13 protein-coding genes are annotated in these 13,461 nt (G+C 75.4%); 7 read left to right on the forward strand and 6 right to left on the reverse strand.

The features are described 5' to 3' along the window. The first annotated feature begins 33 nt into the window (after nt 1-33). Complete coding sequence (glmM, locus tag ACIBTV_RS02880) at nt 34-1,392, forward strand: phosphoglucosamine mutase (RefSeq protein ID WP_396701656.1); 1,359 nt, start codon at nt 34-36, stop codon at nt 1,390-1,392. A gap of 7 nt (nt 1,393-1,399) precedes the next feature. On the opposite strand, the gene ACIBTV_RS02885 is transcribed toward glmM, so the two are convergent. The 4 genes from ACIBTV_RS02885 to ACIBTV_RS02900 are packed head-to-tail and all read right to left on the reverse strand — an operon-like array spanning nt 1,400 to nt 4,324. After that, the gene (locus ACIBTV_RS02885; protein ID WP_396701658.1) at nt 1,400-1,597 is read right to left on the reverse strand and encodes a hypothetical protein; all 198 of its coding nucleotides are present in this window, start codon (nt 1,595-1,597) and stop codon (nt 1,400-1,402) included. A 34-nt stretch (nt 1,598-1,631) separates the two neighbouring features. Then, nucleotides 1,632-2,825, reverse strand: coding sequence for a pyridoxal phosphate-dependent aminotransferase (locus tag ACIBTV_RS02890; protein ID WP_396701660.1), 1,194 nt, complete (start codon nt 2,823-2,825; stop codon nt 1,632-1,634). Between the two features lie 44 nt (nt 2,826-2,869). Continuing rightward, entirely contained in the window at nt 2,870-3,580 is a 711-nt protein-coding gene (locus ACIBTV_RS02895; RefSeq protein WP_396701662.1) for an MmpS family transport accessory protein, read from the reverse strand. A 42-nt stretch (nt 3,581-3,622) separates the two neighbouring features. After that, nucleotides 3,623-4,324 (reverse strand): MmpS family transport accessory protein, encoded by a 702-nt coding sequence (locus ACIBTV_RS02900; RefSeq protein WP_396701664.1) that lies wholly within the window; start codon nt 4,322-4,324, stop codon nt 3,623-3,625. Between the two features lie 255 nt (nt 4,325-4,579). Between ACIBTV_RS02900 and glmS the strand changes: the two genes are divergently transcribed. Beyond that, entirely contained in the window at nt 4,580-6,493 is a 1,914-nt protein-coding gene (gene glmS, locus ACIBTV_RS02905) for a glutamine--fructose-6-phosphate transaminase (isomerizing) (protein ID WP_396701666.1), read from the forward strand. Nucleotides 6,494-6,607: 114 nt separating this feature from the next. Here glmS and ACIBTV_RS02910 read toward each other — a convergent pair whose 3' ends face one another. Together ACIBTV_RS02910 and ACIBTV_RS02915 are read right to left on the reverse strand one after the other, a co-directional pair. Beyond that, complete coding sequence (locus ACIBTV_RS02910) at nt 6,608-8,215, reverse strand: alpha/beta hydrolase (RefSeq protein WP_396701668.1); 1,608 nt, start codon at nt 8,213-8,215, stop codon at nt 6,608-6,610. Next, nucleotides 8,212-8,508, reverse strand: a complete 297-nt coding sequence (locus tag ACIBTV_RS02915) for a hypothetical protein (RefSeq protein WP_396701670.1) — start codon at nt 8,506-8,508, stop codon at nt 8,212-8,214. The genes ACIBTV_RS02910 and ACIBTV_RS02915 overlap by 4 nt, the downstream gene beginning before the upstream one ends. A 173-nt stretch (nt 8,509-8,681) precedes the next feature. Between ACIBTV_RS02915 and ACIBTV_RS02920 the strand changes: the two genes are divergently transcribed. The 5 genes from ACIBTV_RS02920 (at nt 8,682) to tsaE (ending at nt 13,423) form a co-directional block, all read left to right on the forward strand. Continuing rightward, nucleotides 8,682-9,050, forward strand: a complete 369-nt coding sequence (locus ACIBTV_RS02920) for a holo-ACP synthase (protein ID WP_396701672.1) — start codon at nt 8,682-8,684, stop codon at nt 9,048-9,050. Nucleotides 9,051-9,104: 54 nt separating this feature from the next. After that, nucleotides 9,105-10,574, forward strand: coding sequence for an NAD(P)H-hydrate dehydratase (locus ACIBTV_RS02925; protein ID WP_396701674.1), 1,470 nt, complete (start codon nt 9,105-9,107; stop codon nt 10,572-10,574). A 125-nt stretch (nt 10,575-10,699) separates the two neighbouring features. Beyond that, on the forward strand, nt 10,700-11,818 hold the full coding sequence (gene alr / locus ACIBTV_RS02930; protein ID WP_396701676.1) for an alanine racemase: 1,119 nt from the start codon (nt 10,700-10,702) through the stop codon (nt 11,816-11,818). A gap of 40 nt (nt 11,819-11,858) precedes the next feature. Next, nucleotides 11,859-12,944: an alpha/beta fold hydrolase gene (locus tag ACIBTV_RS02935; RefSeq protein ID WP_396701678.1), complete on the forward strand. Its 1,086-nt coding sequence runs from the start codon at nt 11,859-11,861 to the stop codon at nt 12,942-12,944. Next, nucleotides 12,941-13,423 carry a tRNA (adenosine(37)-N6)-threonylcarbamoyltransferase complex ATPase subunit type 1 TsaE gene (gene tsaE / locus ACIBTV_RS02940; RefSeq protein ID WP_396701680.1) on the forward strand — a complete coding sequence of 161 codons (483 nt, stop codon included), beginning with the start codon at nt 12,941-12,943 and terminating at the stop codon, nt 13,421-13,423. Before ACIBTV_RS02935 ends, tsaE begins: the two co-directional genes overlap by 4 nt. Nucleotides 13,424-13,461 lie beyond the last annotated feature (38 nt).

Genomic DNA, 13,461 nt, shown 5'->3' on the forward strand with positions numbered 1-13,461 from the left:
TCGCATCGGCAGTGTCATCGGAGGTTGGCGGGTATGGGTCGGTTGTTCGGCACGGACGGCGTCCGCGGGCGGGCGAATGTGGATCTCACCCCGGAGTTGGCTCTCGCGGTGGCGGTCGCGGCTGCCCACACACTCGCCGAGACGGATCGGAGTCATCCGCCGGTCGCGGTCGTCGGCCGGGACACCCGGGCCAGCGGCGAGATGCTGGAGGCCGCCGTCGTCGCCGGGCTGACCAGCGCCGGCGCCACCGTGATCCGGGTGGGCGTGCTGCCGACCCCGGCGGTCGCGTACCTCACCGCCGAGGCGAAGGCGGACCTGGGCGTGATGCTCTCCGCCTCGCACAACCCGATGCCGGACAACGGGATCAAGCTCTTCGCGGCCGGTGGGCACAAGCTGCCCGACGAGCTCGAGATGAAGATCGAGGCGGCCGTCGAGGCCAACGCCACCAGCGCCTGGGACCGCCCGGTCGGCGCGGGCGTGGGCCGGGTGCACGACCTGCTCGACGGCGCGGACCACTACGTGCAGCACCTGGTCGGCACCGTCGGGCACCGGCTCGACGGCATCAAGGTCGTGGTCGACTGCGCGAACGGCGCCGCGGCCGAGGTCGCCCCCGTCGCCTACCGCGAGGCCGGCGCCGAGGTGATCGCGATCCACGCCGAGCCGGACGGGCTCAACATCAACGACGAGTGCGGCTCCAACCACATCGAGGCGCTGCGCGCCGCCGTGCTGGAGCACGGCGCGCACCTGGGCATCGCCCACGACGGTGACGCCGACCGGTGTGTGGCGGTGACCGCCGCGGGCGACGAGGTCGACGGCGACCAGGTCATGGCGATCCTCGCGCTGGCCATGCGGGAGGCGGGCACGCTCACCGACGACACCCTCGTCGCGACGGTGATGAGCAACCTCGGCCTGCGGCTGGCCATGTCCGCCGAGGGCATCCGACTGATCGAGACGAAGGTCGGCGACCGGTACGTCTTGGAGGAGCTGCGCGCGTCCGGGCTGGCGCTCGGCGGGGAGCAGAGCGGACACATCGTGATGCCCGCGTACGCCACCACCGGCGACGGCGTGCTGACCGGCCTGCACCTGATGTCGCGGATGGCGGCCACCGGCCGTTCCCTGGCCGACCTGGCCGCCGTGGTGACGAAGCTCCCGCAGGTGCTGATCAATGTGCCGGTGGGCGACCGGACCGTCGGCGCCGCCGCACCGGCCGTCCGCGCCGAGGTCGAGCGGGCCGAGGCGGAGCTGGGTGGCACGGGTCGGGTGCTGCTGCGCCCGTCGGGCACCGAGCCGCTGGTCCGGGTGATGGTCGAGGCGGCCACGGAGACGGCCGCCCGGTCGGTCGCCGAGCGGATCGCCGAGCAGGTCCGCACCGCGAGCCCGGTCACCGCGTAGCAGGCCGTCACAACCGCAGGCGAGCGACCCGGTCGTAGGTGTCGGCCGGGTCCTCGCCGTCGGTGAGGTCGAGATCCTCGACCATCCGGCCGTCACCCAGCCTGACCAGCCGGTCGCACCGAGCCGCGACGGCCTGCTCGTGGGTGGCGAGCACGATGGTCAAACCGTGCCGCTCCCGCAGGCACGGCGGCACCCTGCTCGCCACGCTCACCACGCGACCCGGCCCGCCGCGCCGCGGGTCAGCCCGCCGAGAGCCGACGCAGCCGGGTGACCGCCTCGGTGAGCACCTCGGGGCGCTTGCAGAACGCGAACCGGACCAGCCGCCGGCCCGCCTCGACGTCGTCGTAGAAGACCTGCGTGGGCACTGCCACCACGCCGCACCGCTCGGGCAGCGACCGGCAGAACTCCACGCCGTCGCGCCCGCCGAGGGCGGTGACGTCGGCGGTCACGAAATACGTCCCCTCCGACGGCAGCACGTCGAAGCCGGCGTCGGTGAGGCCGGCGACCAGCTGGTCCCGGCGGGCCTGGAGGTCGGCCCGGAACCCGTCGAAGTAGTCGTCGCCCAGGGCCAGCGCCACCGCCACCGCGGGTTGCAGCGGGCCCGCGTTGACGAACGTCAGGAACTGCTTCACCCGGAGCACCGCGGAGACCAGCGCCGCCGGGCCGCTGGCCCAACCGACCTTCCATCCGGTGCAGGAGAAGGTCTTGCCGGCCGACGAGATCCGCAATGTCCGCTCCCGCATGCCCGGCAGCGTGGCCAGCGGCACGTGCGGGCTCCCCGCGTCGGTGTAGACGAGGTGCTCGTACACCTCGTCGGTCACCGCGCACGCGCCGTGCTCCTGGCAGAGGTCGGCGACCAGCGCCAACTCGGCCGGGGTGAAGACCTTCCCGGTCGGATTGTGCGGCGAGTTCAGCAGCACCAGGCGCGTACGCGGCCCGAACGCCGCGCGCAGCGCCGCCGGGTCGAAGGCGTACCGCCCGTCGTCGGTGGGGCGCAGCGTGACCGGCCGGCGGACGGCACCGGCCAGCGCGATCGAGGCGGCGTACGAGTCGTAGTACGGCTCGAAGCAGACCACCTCGTCCCCCGGCTCGCACAGGGCCAGGATCGCGGCCGCGACCGCCTCGGTGGCGCCCGCCGTCACGACGATCTCGCCGTCCGGGTCGTACTCCAGTCCCCAGAAGCGGCGCTGGTGCGCCGCGACCGCCGCGCGCAGGGCCGGGATGCCCGGCCCCGGCGGGTACTGGTTCTGCCCGGTGCGCAGCGCCTCCGCCGCGGCGGCCAGCATCTCCGGCGGACCGTCGGTGTCCGGGAAACCCTGCCCCAGGTTGACCGCGCCGGTGCGGACGGCCAGCGCGGACATCTCGGCGAAGATGGTCGTGCCGAACGGCCGCATCCGGGCCACCAGCGGGTCGACATCGGTGGTCGTCGTCACGTCCGCCAGCCTACGGCCCGGTGCACCCGGGCCACGGGGGCCATTCAGCCGAAGCAACTGGCCCGCCACCCGATGCTGGTGGCCTCCTCCGTCACCGGCCGGGCCGCGTTGACCCGCAGCGAGCAGGCGATCACCGGCCCGCTGTCATCCGTCCTGTTGACCTGCACCATGAGCCGGTCCGCGTGGTCGGTGCGGATGCGCGTCCGCCACGGCAGCCGCACCCCGTCCAGCCAGACCGGCTCACCGTTCGCGTCGACGTAGAGCACGTCGGCCCGTCCCTGGCCGGTCGCCTCGTAGACGACGCTGTCCCGACCCGGACCGGTGGACGGGGTGGACGCCGGGGTCGCCGCACGGCTGGGCGCCGGCGGGTCGGGGCTCCGTGGGTCGGTCTCGTCCGCGTACCAGGAGTCGACCTCGGGGGACGCGTCGGGGGAGGGCTCGTCGCCCGACGCGGCGTACCCGCCGAATCCGGCCGCCCCGAGCAGCAGCACCGCCGCGACTGCGACGCCGGCCCGGACGCGCCGGCTCGGGCGCCGTCCCGCCGGCGAACGCGGCCCGCCGCTCGGGCCGTCGCGTCCGGGCCGTGGGCCGCTCCCGGCCGCCCCGTCGCCGGCCGGGCCGGTCGGCTGTTCACCGAGCGCGCCGGTCGCCCCGTCGGTCGGGAGCCAGCGGTCCGTCGGGGCGGCGCGCCGCGTCGACGGCGGGTCCAACGGCGCCCAGGGTGACGGTTCGGGCGACCCGGTGCCCTCCGGCATGCTGCTCTCCTCGTTCGTGGTCGGGTGTCGGGCGCGTCCCGTTCACCCGAAGCAACTCGCGCCCCACTGGCTCCCCCGCACCTCCTCGACGGTCCGCCCGTCGACGGTGATCCGGCAGCTCACCGGTCCATCCGCGGGGTAGCGGTGCGCGAGCACCATCACCCGGTCGGCGGTACGCACCCGCAGGTTCAGCCGCCAGGGCAGCGGCACCTCGGCCTCCTGCACGAAATCGCCGTTGGCGTCGTAGTACTCCAGGTCGACCAGCCCGGCCCCGGTGACCTCGTAGGCCACGTGGACCGTGCCGGGGGCGCCGGAGGGGGTGGTCGCGGGTCGGTCCGCCCACGACTCGTCGTCGACGTACGAGGGCTCGGCCCAGGGCTGACCGGCGACCGGCCCACCCGGGGCGGGCGGCTGCGCGTACCGGATCAGGGTGGCGGCACCGATCCCGCCGCAGACGACCAGGACCAGGACGGTCGTGGCGGCGATCAGGACCCCGGCCCGCCCTGATCGGCGGCGGGCCGCGGGGGCGTAGGGCCAGGGTTGCCCGTACGCCCAGGGAGCAGGCGCGACCGGTGGCTGCGCGCCCCAGCTGGGCGGCGGGGCGGACGGCGTGGGTGTGGTCGGGCCGGTGTGCGGCGGGTGGCCGGGGGTGCTCGACCACACGCCGGGGTCGGGGGGCGCCCAGGGACCCGGGGCTGGTCCGGTCGACGGGGTGGGGTCGCCGGAGGGTGACACCTCGGACATCTGTTCTGCTCCGGGGATGGATGCGGCGTGGCCGCGGCGCAGTCGGGGTGTGACCGGCGAGGTTGTCGCCGCCCCGCCGGTTGCGGCCCTCAATGTACGGGTAGGCGGGGGCCGGTGAGCGTCCGCGTCGCCGCACTCCAGAACGGGTCGCACGGCACCGGAGTGCGGTGGCACGGGTAGTTCGCTCAAAGTCAGTGATCGTTTACCGGGCTTTCGCGCACGCGCGATGAGCGAAACTGGGTTAGGCTGCGGACCATGTGTGGAATCGTGGGTTACGCCGGCGCGCGACCGGCGCTCGGCATCGTGCTGGACGGGCTGCGGCGACTGGAGTACCGCGGCTACGACTCCGCGGGCGTCGCCATCGTGTGCGACGGCGAGCTGCTGACCGAGAAGAAGGCCGGCAAGCTGGCCAACTTGGAGAAGGTGCTCTCCGAACGGGCCGCCGACGATCCGACGTCCTGCGCGGCCAGCCCGATCGGCATCGGCGACGGCACCACGGGCATCGGGCACACCCGCTGGGCGACCCACGGCGGCCCCACCGACCGCAACGCGCACCCGCACGTGGCGGGCGACGGCCGCGTCGCGGTGATCCACAACGGCATCATCGAGAACTTCGCGCGGCTGCGCGCCGAGCTGGAGGCCGACGGCGTCCAGTTCACCAGCGACACCGACACCGAGTGCGCCGCGCACCTGCTCGCCGCCGCGCTGGCCGACCTGCGCGCCGCCGGTCACCCGGAGGGCCCGCAGCTGCTCGCCGCCGGCATGCGGGTGGTGTGCCAGCGCCTGGAGGGCGCCTTCACCCTGCTCGCGGTCGACTCCGCGGTGCCCGGCGCGGTCGTCGGCGCCCGGCGCAACTCCCCGCTGGTGGTCGGCCGGGGCAAGGGGGAGAACTACCTCGCCTCCGACGTCGCCGCGTTCATCGAGCACACCCGCGAGGCGGTGGAGCTCGGCCAGGACCAGATCGTGCTGATCACCGGCGACACCATCGAGATCACCGACTTCGACGGCCAGCCGGCCAGCGGCAAGGACTTCCACATCGACTGGGACTCGTCGTCCGCCGAGAAGGGTGGCTACGACTGGTTCATGCTCAAGGAGATCGAGGAGCAGCCGCAGGCGGTCGCTGACACGCTGCTCGGCCGGCTCACCGAGTCCGGCGAGATCATGCTGGACGAGGTCCGCCTGAGCGACCAGGATCTGCGCGACGTCGACAAGATCTTCATCGTCGCCTGCGGCACGGCCTATCACTCCGGCCTCGTCGCCAAGTACGCCATCGAGCACTGGACCCGCATCCCCTGCGAGGTCGAGCTGGCCAGCGAGTTCCGCTACCGCGACCCGGTCCTCGACCGGTCCACGCTGATCGTGGTGATCTCGCAGTCCGGCGAGACGATGGACACGCTGATGGCGCTCCGGCACGCCAAGGAGCAGAAGGCCCGGGTGCTCGCCATCTGCAACACCAACGGGTCCACCATTCCCCGCGAGTCCGACGCGGTTCTCTACACCCACGGCGGGCCCGAGATCGCGGTCGCCTCCACCAAGGCGTTCCTCACCCAGCTCGTCGCCTGCTACCTGATCGGCCTGCACCTGGCCCAGGTGCGCGGCATCAAGTACGCCGACGAGGTCTCCGCGGTGGTCGCCCAGCTTCAGGAGGTGCCGGCCAAGCTGCGCGAGCTGCTGGACCGGATCGAGCCCGTACGCGAGCTGGCCCGCGACCTGAAGGCCGAGCCGACCGTGCTCTTCATCGGCCGCCACGTCGGCTACCCGGTGGCGCTGGAGGGTGCGCTCAAGCTCAAGGAGCTGGCCTATATGCACGCCGAGGGCTTCGCCGCCGGCGAGCTGAAGCACGGCCCGATCGCGTTGATCGACAAGGGCACCCCGGTGGTCTGCGTGGTGCCGTCCCCGGCCGGCCGGGGCATGCTCCACGACAAGGTGGTCTCCAACATCCAGGAGGTGCGGGCGCGCGGTGCCCGGACCATCGTGATCGCGGAGGAGGGCGACGAGGCGGTCGTCCGCTACGCCGACCACCTGATCTACGTGCCCCGGACGCCGACGCTGCTCGCCCCGCTGGTGACCACCGTGCCGCTGCAGGTCCTGGCGGCCGAGATCGCCGCCGCCCGCGGGCACGACGTCGACCAGCCGCGCAACCTCGCCAAGTCGGTCACCGTCGAGTAGCCGCACCGGACACCTCCCGGGGTCCCGGCCGCCGCGCACGCGGTGACCGGGGCCCCGAGTCGCGTCGGCCGGCAGCCGTGCGGGGCGGCCGAGGCCGCTGTCGGGCGCGCCCGGTCAACGGCCGAGCACGATGCGGGCCATGCCGTCCAGCGCCGGGTTGTCCGGCTCCCAGTAGCCGGTGTGGCCGTGCCGGCCGCTGTCGAAGACCCGGCCGCCGAAGGCCGGGCCGGCCGGGTCGGCGCCGAACCGCAGCTCGGGTTCGCCCCGCCCCGGCCCGGTCAGGACGGCGGCCAGCGGTGACAGGCCCCGCAGGGCCCGCAGCGCCAGCTCATCCGGTGGGCGGGTCAACCGGATCACGTCGTCGGGCGCGGTGCTCGCCCACACCTGGCCGGGCGGCACGCGCAACTCGTCGGCGTGCGCCGCCCCCACCCCGGGCGAGCCCACGAAGACCAGGGCGTCGGCGGCGAGCCCGTGCTCCCGCGCCGCAGTGCCGACCACCAGCGAACCGTAGCTGTGCCCGAGCACCGTCTGTCGGGCCGGCGGCCCCTCGTGCGTCGCGCGCAGCCCCTCCTGGAAACGGTGCAGCCCCGGGGCCGCGTCCCGGGCCTGGCCGGCCGAGACCGCCTCGTGCAGGAAATCGGGCGCGTCGTAGTCGAGCCACAGCACGGCCGCGCTCCGCTCACCCGGCGCCAGCACGGCGCACCGGTCGAGCACCCGACCTGCCCGGGTCAACTCGCCCGGCGCGTCGTCGAGACCGGCCGTCATGCCCGGCACGTACGTCACCACCCGGTCGGCGTGGTCCGGGTCGCCCAGCGCCACCACCACCCGGCCCTCGCCGGCGGTGTCCAGCCCGAGCAGGTAGGCCCGCGGCCCGCCGGGGCCGGTCAGCCGCTCGGCCAGCGCGTCGAGGCCGGCGAGGCGGCCGTCGACCCAGTGCAGGCGGGCCGACTCGATCGGGCCGGGCGGCACCCGGGTGAGCAGGCGTCGCCGCTCGGCGAGCAGCTCCGCGCGGCGTGCCCCGAGCAGCAGCCGGTTGGCCTGGTCACGGGCCGCCACGGGCACGCCGTCCAGGCGGCCCACCAGGGCCTGCTCGTGCGCCACCAACCATCGCTGCTCGGGCGGTGTCAACCCGGCCCACCAGGCCCGGACCTGAGCCGGCGTGGCGTCCCGGGCGGGCCGGCCGGGCGGCGGCGGGGTCGCCCAACCCGTGCCGGCCGCCGCGCTGAGCGCGTCCAACCGGAAGGCGGCGACCCGGTCGGCGGCACCGGCCAGCTCCAGTGCGTCACGCAGCGCCGCGACGACCCGGGCCGTGGCCGGGCCGTCCCGTTCGCTCGGCCGGCCCCGCGCCGGATCGGCCCAGACCCGGCCGTCGCGGTCGATCGACAGCCCGGACGCGTCGGCCACGGCCACCGCCGCGGCCAGCCGCCCCTTGGCCGCCGCGAGCCGCCCCGCGTGCTCGGCGAGCACCTGGTCGGCCTCGATCAGCGCCGGCGCGATCGCGGTCAGCTCGGCCCGGAGGCCGGTGAGCCGACCGTCGGCTGCCGTCGCCGCCGCACCCGACCAGCCACCGCCCAGCGCCGCCGCCCGGTCGGCCAGCTCGCCGACGCGCCGGTCGACCAGGCCGGTCGCCCCGGCCCAGGCGGCGCCCGCCGCCCGCCACGACCCCGGGTCGGCCGTCCAGAGCTGCGCGTAGGCGACGGCCGGGGCGGTGGAGGTGGTCACCGGGGCAGGCCGGTGAGACGGCGGGCGGCCCGCTCGTCGACCGCCTCGTAGGCCTGCGCCGCCGCACGGACCGCCGCCGCCGTGCCGGCCACCCGCGCGCCCACCCGCCCGAGCCACCCGTGCACGGCCGACTCCAGCCCGGCGAGGGCGGCGCCCGCCCGCCACTCGGGGGCCGCCACCGCCAGCCCGGGCACCCCCGTCAGCCCGTGCGCCAGCCGAACGGCGTCGTCGTCCATCGCCCGGGCCGTGGCGAGCAGTGTCGCCGGCTCGACTCCCAACGGCTTCTCGATCATCCCGTGCCCCCCATCCGACCGGCTCCGACACCGGGAACGCTAGGCGGCGGCCGGCGGCACCGGAGCGCCCTGTGGACAGCGGGCGGTGGTCGTACCGCCGGGTTGTCCACAGGCATTGCCGGGCCCGGAACCGGCGGCTAATCTGCCGGCCCCACCGCCGGTAGGGTGAGCGGGTGATCGTCGCTGTCGGCATCGACGTCGTCCTGGTGGACCGGTTCGCCCGGGCGCTGGCGCGGACGCCGCGGCTCGCCGACCGGCTCTTCACCGAGGCGGAGCGGCTCACCCGCTCCGGTAACCCGCGCTCGCCGGAGTCACTCGCCGCCCGGTTCGCGGCCAAGGAGGCGGTCGCCAAGGCGCTCGGCGCACCGGCCGGGCTGCGCTGGCACGACTGCGAGGTCGTGCCGGACCGGGACGGCCGGCCCTGGCTCACCGTCTCCGGCACGGTGGCCGCGGCGGCCGGCGCGCGGGGAGTCAACCGCTGGCACCTCTCGTTGTCCCACGACGGCGGGATCGCGTCGGCGATGGTGGTCGCGGAAGGCTGAGATGGCCGGGCCGCCGACGGGCGCGCCCGCGACGTGGAACGGAGGCCGGACGGCATGAGACCGGTGTGGCGGGTGGCCGACGTACGCGCGGCGGAGGCGGGCCTGATGGCGACGCTCCCGCCCGGCACGCTGATGCAGCGGGCGGCGGCCGGGCTGGCCCGTCGCTGCGCGTTGCTGCTCGGCGACCGGGGCGGGGTCTACGGCGCCCCGGTGCTGCTGCTGATCGGCTCGGGCGACAACGGTGGCGACGCGCTCCTCGCCGGGGCGCACCTGGCCCGACGCGGCGCGGCCGTGTCGGCGCTGCTGGTGACGCCCGGCCGGGCGCACGCCGAAGGGCTGGCCGCGCTGCGCGCCGCGGGCGGCCGGGTGGTCGACGGTCCGCCGGCGGTGGTCGACCTGGTGCTGGACGGCATCGTCGGCATCGGCGGCACCGGGGGTCTGCGGGAGACCGCGGACCAGTTGGCGGCCAGCCTGCTCCGGCACCGTGGCCGCGACGGCGCACGGGCCACGGTGGTGGCGGTGGACGTGCCCAGCGGGGTCGCCGTCGACACGGGCGACGTGCCGTCGACCGCGTCGGGCCGGCCGAGCGCCGTCCGGGCCGACGTGACCGTGACCTTCGGCGCGTTGAAGCCGGCGCTGGTGGTGGGCCCGGCCGCGCCGCTCGCCGGGCAGGTCGAGCTGGTCGACATCGGGCTGGACCCCTGGCTGCGCGGCACGCCGGCGCTGCGGGTCACCGAATGGTCGGACGTCGTCGACTGGTGGCCGTCGCGGGGCCCCGCCTCGGAGAAGTACAGCCGCGGGGTGGTGGGCGTGGCCACCGGCTCGGCGACCTACCCGGGAGCCGCCGTGCTGTCGGTCGCGGGCGCGCTGGCCGGGCCGACCGGAATGGTCCGCTACGCCGGCGGAGCCCGGGCGGAGGTGCTGCACCAGCACCCGTCGGCGGTCGCCACCGGCCGGGTCGCCGACGCCGGCCGCGTGCAGGCGTGGGTCTGCGGCTCCGGCCTGGGGACCGGCGACGACGCGTCCGCCGAGCTGCGGGCCGTGCTCGCCGCGCCGGTGCCGGTGGTGCTCGACGCGGACGCGCTCACCCTGCTGGTCGACGGCTCGCTCGCCGAGCAGCTGCGCCGGCGGGACGCGCCCATCGTGGTGACGCCGCACGACCGCGAGTTCGCCCGGCTCAGCGGCGAGCAGCCCGGCGCCGACCGGGTCGCCGCCGCGCTGCGGCTCGCCGCCTGGATGAACGCCGTGGTCCTGCTCAAGGGCGACCGCACGGTGATCGGCACGCCCGACGGCCGGGCGTACGTCAACCCGACCGGCACCTCGGCGCTGGCCACCGGGGGCACCGGGGACGTGCTCGCCGGCCTGCTCGGTTCGCTGCTCGCCGGTGGGCTGGCGCCGGAGCGGGCGGCCGCCGTGGCGGCGTACCTGCACGGCCTGGCCGGCCGGGAGGCGGCCCGGTCCGGCCCGGTGACCGCACCCGACGTGGCGACGGCGCTGCGTCCGGTCATCGCCCGGTTGGGCTGAGCGTCCCGGGCTGCCCGGTCCGGTGCGGGACCGGCGGGCGGCGTCGAGCGGTCCGGCGAGGGGGTCGGTGGGCTGCGGCGAGCGTCGCGCCGCGGCCTGATCACGGCGGTCAGTAGGCTGGTGTCATGTGGCAGGCCGAGGTACGCGTCGATCTTGACGCGATCCGTGAGAACGTGAGCCGCCTGCGCTCCGGCACCACCGCCGAGCTGATGACGGTGGTCAAGGGCGACGGGTACGGGCACGGCATGATCCCGGTCGCCCGCGCGGCCCTGGACGCCGGGGCGGACTGGCTGGGCGTCTGCACCCTGGACGAGGCGCTCACGCTGCGCCGGGCCGGTGTGACCGCCCCCGTGCTGGCGTGGCTGCTCGCCCCCGGGCTGCCCCTGCACGAGGGGGTCGCGGCCGACGTCGACCTGGCGGCCGCTAGCCTGCCGCAGCTCGACGAGATGATCGAGGCGAGCCGTCGGGCGGAGCGCCCGGCCAAGCTGCACCTGAAGATCGACACGGGCCTCTCCCGGGGCGGCGCGACCGTCGCCGACTGGCCGGCGCTGCTCGACGCCGCCGCCAAGGCGCAGGCCGACGGCCTGGTCGAGGTGGTCGGCGTGTGGAGCCACTTCGTGTACGCGGACATGCCCGGCCACCCGACGACGGACCGGCAGCTGGCCGTCTTCCACGAGGGGCTGGCGATGGTCGAGCAGGCCGGGTTGCGTCCCCGCTACCGGCACCTGGCCAACTCGGCCGCCACCCTGACCCGCCCGGACACCCACTTCGACCTGGTGCGGCCCGGGCTGGCCGTCTACGGGCTCTCCCCGGTGGCCGGCGAGACCTTCGGGCTGCGCCCCGCGATGACGGCCCGCGCCCGGGTGATGCTGACCAAGCGGGTGCCGGCCGGCACCGGCGTCTCGTACGGCCACACCTACACCACCGAGCGCGACACCAACCTGGCCGTGGTGCCGCTCGGCTACGCCGACGGGGTGCCCCGGCACGCGTCGAACAGTGGGCCGGTGCAGCTCGGCGGGGTGCGGCGGGTCATCTCCGGTCGGGTCTGCATGGACCAGTTCGTGCTCGACTGCGGTGACGACGCGGTGGCCGCCGGCGACGTGGTGACGCTCTTCGGTGACGGCACCGACGGCGCGCCGACCGCCGACGACTGGGCCGAGGCGGTGGGCACCATCAACTACGAGATCGTCACCCGGTTCGGCAGCACCCGGGTGCCGAGGATCTACGACGGCGAGCGCCCGTGAGCGTGGGTGAGCGGGGCGTGTGGGCGCGGGGGGTGGTGTCGTGAGCCCGCGAATTCCCCGGCCACGGACCGCGGCGGGCCGCGTCGCGGGCGTGGTCGGCGCCGCGGTGGGGGTCGCGGCAGCCGGGCTCGCGGCCGGCGTCGCCACCGAACGTGCCCTGGTCCGCCGGGCCAAGGCGGCCCCGGCCGACCCGTACGCGCACGAGCCCTTCGAGCAACTGCCCTACGACGACGCGTTCCGGCTGGAGCTGCCGGACGGCACGGACATCCACGTCGAGGTGGTCGAGCCGAAGCGGCCGGTGCCCGGCACCCCGACGGTGGTGCTGGTGCACGGCTTCTGCCTGGACATGGGGACGTTCCACTTCCAGCGCAAGATGCTCACCGAGCGGGGTGAGCACCGGGTGGTGGCCTACGACCAGCCCGGGCACGGCCGGTCCGGCCGGCTGGAGACCGGCGAGTACGACCTGGCGGTGCTCGGCCGCACCCTGCGCCGGGTGATCGACCGCACCGCCCCGGAGGGGCCGCTGGTGCTGGTCGGCCACTCGATGGGCGGGATGACCATCATGGCCTTCGCCGAGCTGTTCCCGGAGATGTTCGGCGACCGGGTGGTCGGCACGGTGCTGATGGCCACCTCGGGCGGTCTGCTCGCGGAGACGAAGCTGGTGGCCCCGGCGCTGCTCGGGCGCGTGGGCGGGCCGGTGCTGTTCATGATGAGCAACGCGACCCGCTACGGCGGCACGGTCATCGACAAGGCCCGCAAGTCCACGTCCAACGTGGCGTGGCTGCTCACCCGCAAGTACGGGTTCGGCAGCCGTAACCCCAGCCCCGCCCTGGTGTCGTACGTGGAGACGATGAACTCGCGGACCTCCGCGGACACGGTCACCCGCTACCTGCGTACGCTGGCAACCCACTCCCGGTTCCCGGCGCTGGCCGCCCTGGCCCGCACGCCGGTGCTGGTGGTGGTCGGTGACAAGGACATGATCACCCCTGTGACCCACTCGGAGGAGATCGTCCGGCGGCTGCCGCACGCCGAGTTCATCAAGATCACCGACAGTGGGCACGTGGTGATGCTGGAGCACGCGGACGAGGTCAACGCCGCGCTGTGGACGTTCCTGGAGGAGCTGTGAGTCGGGTCGTCAAGCTGCCGACCGTCGCCGACACGCAGGAGTTCGGCCGCCGGCTGGCCGACGTGCTGCGCGCCGGTGACCTGGTGCTGCTCACCGGGCCGTTGGGCGCCGGCAAGACGGCACTGACCCAGGGCATCGGCGCCGGGCTGGGCGTGGTCGGTGACATCACCTCGCCGACCTTCGTGATCGCCCGGGTGCACCGCCCGGACCCGCAGCGGGGCGGCCGGGTCGCGCTCGTGCACGCCGACGCGTACCGGCTCGGCGACGCGGCGGACCCCCGCGCCGAGATCGACGACCTGGACCTGGACGCCTCGGTGGACCAGTCGGTCACCGTGGTCGAGTGGGGTGAGGGCATGGTCGAGCAGCTGGTCGACGCGCACCTGCGGGTACGCATCGACCGCCGCGACGACGACACCCGCGTCGTGGAGCTGGACCCGGTCGGTGGGGACTGGGCCCAGCGGGTCGCCGCCTTCGGCTGAGCGCCCGTCCACGGCACGGGGTGTCGGTGGGGGCTGGT

The organism is Micromonospora sp. NPDC049366, assembly GCF_044466625.1.
Classification (GTDB): Bacteria; Actinomycetota; Actinomycetes; order Mycobacteriales; family Micromonosporaceae; genus Micromonospora.

What these genes read in the sequence shown, in the direction of transcription:
- glmM (WP_396701656.1), top strand. Translation starts at nt 34, where the DNA reads ATGGGTCGGTTGTTCGGCACGGACGGCGTCCGCGGGCGGGCGAATGTG.
- ACIBTV_RS02895 (WP_396701662.1), bottom strand. Translation starts at nt 3,580, where the DNA reads ATGCCGGAGGGCACCGGGTCGCCCGAACCGTCACCCTGGGCGCCGTTG.
- ACIBTV_RS02900 (WP_396701664.1), bottom strand. Translation starts at nt 4,324, where the DNA reads ATGTCCGAGGTGTCACCCTCCGGCGACCCCACCCCGTCGACCGGACCA.
- glmS (WP_396701666.1), top strand. Translation starts at nt 4,580, where the DNA reads ATGTGTGGAATCGTGGGTTACGCCGGCGCGCGACCGGCGCTCGGCATC.
- ACIBTV_RS02915 (WP_396701670.1), bottom strand. Translation starts at nt 8,508, where the DNA reads ATGATCGAGAAGCCGTTGGGAGTCGAGCCGGCGACACTGCTCGCCACG.
- ACIBTV_RS02925 (WP_396701674.1), top strand. Translation starts at nt 9,105, where the DNA reads ATGAGACCGGTGTGGCGGGTGGCCGACGTACGCGCGGCGGAGGCGGGC.
- alr (WP_396701676.1), top strand. Translation starts at nt 10,700, where the DNA reads ATGTGGCAGGCCGAGGTACGCGTCGATCTTGACGCGATCCGTGAGAAC.